Below are 2,500 nucleotides of genomic sequence, written 5' to 3'. Positions count from 1 at the left end.
GAGCGTCGACCGAATACCCCAGGGGGTAGAGCACTGGATGGGCTAGGGGTCCTCACCGGATTACCAAACCTAACCAAACTCCGAATACCTGGGAGTACTAGTCGGCAGACACACGGCGGGTGCTAACGTCCGTCGTGAAAAGGGAAACAACCCTGACCTACAGCTAAGGTCCCCAAGTTATGGCTAAGTGGGAAAGGATGTGAGGATCCCAAAACAACCAGGATGTTGGCTTAGAAGCAGCCATCATTTAAAGAAAGCGTAACAGCTCACTGGTCTAAATAAGGGTCTTTGCGCCGAAAATGTACCGGGGCTAAAGCCATACACCGAAGCTTAGGGTTCGTGAGCAATCACGAGCGGTAGCGGAGCGTTCTGTAAGCTGATGAAGCCATACCCGTGAGGGGTGGTGGAGGTATCAGAAGTGCGAATGCTGACATGAGTAACGTAAGGGGAGTGAGAGACTCCCCCGCCGAAAGACCAAGGGTTCCTGCTTAAAGCTAATCTGAGCAGGGTTAGCCGGCCCCTAAGACGAGGCGGAAACGCGTAGTCGATGGGAACCACGTTAATATTCGTGGGCCTGGAGGTAGTGACGGATCACACAAGTTGTCCAATCTTATCGGATTGAACGGGCAGCGGAGTGGTTCCAGGAAATAGCTCCTCCTTATAGACCGTACCCGAAACCGACACTGGTGGTCTGGTAGAGTATACCAAGGCGCTTGAGAGAACTATGCTGAAGGAACTCGGCAAATTGCACGCGTAACTTCGGAAGAAGCGTGACCCTTTTCTGCGCAAGCAGAGGAGGGTGGCACAGACCAGGGGGTAGCGACTGTTTATCAAAAACACAGGGCTCTGCGAAGCCGCAAGGCGACGTATAGGGTCTGACGCCTGCCCGGTGCTGGAAGGTTAAGAGGAGGGGTGCAAGCTCTGAATCGAAGCCCCAGTAAACGGCGGCCGTAACTATAACGGTCCTAAGGTAGCGAAATTCCTTGTCGGGTAAGTTCCGACCTGCACGAATGGCGTAACGACTTCCCCGCTGTCTCCAGCATAGACTCAGTGAAATTGAATTCCCCGTGAAGATGCGGGGTTCCTGCGGTTAGACGGAAAGACCCCGTGCACCTTTACTATAGCTTTACATTGGCATTCGTAGTGGCATGTGTAGGATAGGTGGTAGGCTTTGAAACCTGGGCGCCAGCTCAGGTGGAGCCACCCTTGAAATACCACCCTTATCACTATGGATGTCTAACCGCGGCCCGTTATCCGGGTCCGGGACAATGTATGGTGGGTAGTTTGACTGGGGCGGTCGCCTCCTAAAGAGTAACGGAGGCGCGCGATGGTGGGCTCAGAACGGTCGGAAATCGTTCGCTGAGTGCAATGGCATAAGCCTGCCTGACTGCGAGACTGACAAGTCGAGCAGAGACGAAAGTCGGTCATAGTGATCCGGTGGTCCCGCGTGGAAGGGCCATCGCTCAACGGATAAAAGGTACGCCGGGGATAACAGGCTGATGACCCCCAAGAGTCCATATCGACGGGGTTGTTTGGCACCTCGATGTCGACTCATCGCATCCTGGGGCTGGAGCAGGTCCCAAGGGTATGGCTGTTCGCCATTTAAAGCGGTACGTGAGTTGGGTTCAGAACGTCGTGAGACAGTTCGGTCCCTATCTGCCGTGGGTGTAGGAATATTGAAAGGATCTGTCCCTAGTACGAGAGGACCGGGATGGACGGATCTCTGGTGGACCTGTTGTGGCGCCAGCCGCATAGCAGGGTAGCTATATCCGGACGGGATAACCGCTGAAGGCATCTAAGCGGGAAACCCACCTTAAAACGAGTATTCCCTGAGAACCGTGGAAGACGACCACGTTGATAGGCCGGGTGTGGAAGAGCGGCAACGCTTGAAGCTTACCGGTACTAATAGTTCGATCGGCTTGATCGTTCTCATTCCTTATGCCCATCGTGAAACACGATGGTCTGGCCAGCGCTCACGCATGAGCGGCCCTTACGGGCCTATGCTCCGCGAGGGCGCCGGACGACCGGCGACGCGCAGTCGCGCTTGCGGGCTTCGCCCGAAAGCAAACTGTGGATGTCGCTCAGGCACAAAAAGACAGGTGAAGAGCAACGAGCCAATAGCGAATAGGCATCCCCTATTCACTATTGCCTACTGCCCAATCCCTAACCCAGCTTCTCGAATAACGTGCGTTTTGCCGACCTGGTGGTTATGGCGGAGCGGCTGCACCCGATCCCATTCCGAACTCGGCCGTGAAACGCTCCAGCGCTGATGGTACTTCGTCTCAAGACGCGGGAGAGTAGGTCGCTGCCAGGTCTGCCAAACGCACGTTAAACTCACATCCAATCGGATGGATGTGAAATCTTCTCTTCACGAACAGGCCCGCCAACGGGACAACGGGCCGCGTAAGCGGCCCTTTCAATTTGGCGGCGCGAAGCAGGCAATCGCCCGCTTCCAAACATCGAAGCAGAAAACACCTGCTTCCAGAGATCGAAGCAGAAA

General features: G+C 55.2%; 2 rRNA genes (1 of these 2 cut by a window edge). Both read left to right on the top strand.

The window, feature by feature from the left end:
- A 23S ribosomal RNA gene (locus tag FJ986_RS30270) occupies positions 1-1,927 on the top strand (it extends 884 nt beyond the left edge of the window).
- 272 nt (positions 1,928-2,199) lie between these two features.
- Positions 2,200-2,314 (top strand): 5S ribosomal RNA (gene rrf / locus FJ986_RS30265).
- Positions 2,315-2,500 lie beyond the last annotated feature (186 nt).

Source organism: Mesorhizobium sp. B1-1-1 (genome assembly GCF_006442955.1).
In the GTDB taxonomy this organism is placed as follows: Bacteria; Pseudomonadota; Alphaproteobacteria; order Rhizobiales; family Rhizobiaceae; genus Mesorhizobium.
This window is presented reverse-complemented; position numbering and strand designations above follow the sequence as displayed.